Raw genomic sequence first — 1441 nt, forward strand, 5'->3', positions numbered from 1 at the left:
GATAACCCGTTAAGGTTCCAAGGGCAATATTATGATGAGGAGACGGGGTTACATTACAATCTAAACCGCTATTACGACCCATTTACAGGCAGGTATATCACTCAAGATCCGCTTGGTATACTGGGTGGACTAAATAGTTATCAATATGCTGGTAGCGATCCGATAAATTGGGTTGATCCGTTAGGATTAATTAAAGGATTGGATGGGAGCTCTCAGCCATTAAAATTGCCCTATTATCCAGATAAACCTGCTGATATTAATGGAAAAATTAATATCGGAGCAGGGAAAACGCCATTAGAAGGGTATTATAATATTGATTATAATCCAACTACATCAGTTGTACATAAAGGAGATGCAATGAATCTACCGAATGTTAAAACAGGCTCCCAAGCTAAAATCAATATTGATAATCCATATCGTTATGACCCACTTAATCCAGAAATATTGCGAATCTTATCAAAAGATGGTGAAATTAAATTGCTTGGTAATCTGAAAACTAATAAGTACTTTAGAAATGCGATTAAATCAGATAATTTAGAAAAGCTCAATTTGAAAATTATTTCACGTAGAGAAATACCATCTAGTAATTATAAATTATCTGATGGTAATGTAATGAAAGATACAAAATTAAACGAAATAATTTTGAGGAGAAAATAATATGAAAATTAAACTAGATATTACAAAAAAAGTCACAGAAACACTAGATACCTCAGGGATTAGTAGTTTAATTACTTACATTGATATCCCATTGTATCGTGATGTATGTAATGATCTTAAATTTAACCTTTTTCATTTTACACTTAATCTGGATAATGAAATTATTTCAGTATTAAACAAAAAAGATAATCCAAAGTTCCATAATTTAAATGAGGATATAATTCTTCTTATCAAACAAGCTCACGTTAAATTTGGTAAGATTAAAGGTATGGATGTTGCAATGTTTGGTACAAACAAAAAACCATTTGAATCGTGTTATCAAACATGGCCTTATAATTTAGATAAAAAAGATGAAATATATGAAATTTATGGATTTTCAATCAATTTACCTTATGGAGGTATGGTACTTAATATTGTAAGTAATAACCCAGTTACTGTTACTTTCGAACTTAATGAATGTGAATTGTATACCGAATATCTAGCTTTTTCTAACAGGACAAGTCAATTAAATGCCCTAATGGATACTCCTTTACCAAGAAAAGGACAATCTTTTATTATAAAAAATTAGATAAATTTATTAAAAAGAAATTTCAACAAAAAGATATTAATATTTTTCATATTATAATCCATCCCCCTTTTCAAGGGGGTACTATGATGAAGAAACAGGACTTCATTATAATCTAAATCGCTATTACGACCCATTTACAGGCAGGTATATTACTCAAGATCCGCTTGGTATACTGGGTGGACTAAATAGTTATCAATATGCCGGTAGCGATCCGAT

2 protein-coding genes and 1 pseudogene are annotated in these 1441 nt (G+C 30.7%); all 3 read left to right on the forward strand.

Annotation, left to right across the window (positions count from 1 at the left end; all coding sequences use genetic code 11):
- Window positions 1-657: RHS repeat-associated core domain-containing protein (locus GA0061080_RS12235; protein ID WP_141683177.1), on the forward strand; the 657-nt coding region annotated here is incomplete at its 5' end.
- 1 nt (window position 658) lies between these two features.
- Entirely contained in the window at window positions 659-1225 is a 567-nt protein-coding gene (locus GA0061080_RS12240) for a hypothetical protein (RefSeq protein ID WP_091126241.1), read from the forward strand.
- 46 nt (window positions 1226-1271) lie between these two features.
- A pseudogene (locus GA0061080_RS12245) lies at window positions 1272-1441 on the forward strand (RHS repeat-associated core domain-containing protein); the annotation flags it as partial.

It is taken from the genome of Gilliamella intestini (assembly GCF_900094935.1).
Taxonomy (GTDB): Bacteria; Pseudomonadota; Gammaproteobacteria; order Enterobacterales; family Orbaceae; genus Gilliamella; species Gilliamella intestini.

Bases quoted from the DNA above. Each gene is read 5' to 3' on its own strand.
- GA0061080_RS12240 (WP_091126241.1), top strand. From the start codon at position 659: ATGAAAATTAAACTAGATATTACAAAAAAAGTCACAGAAACACTAGAT.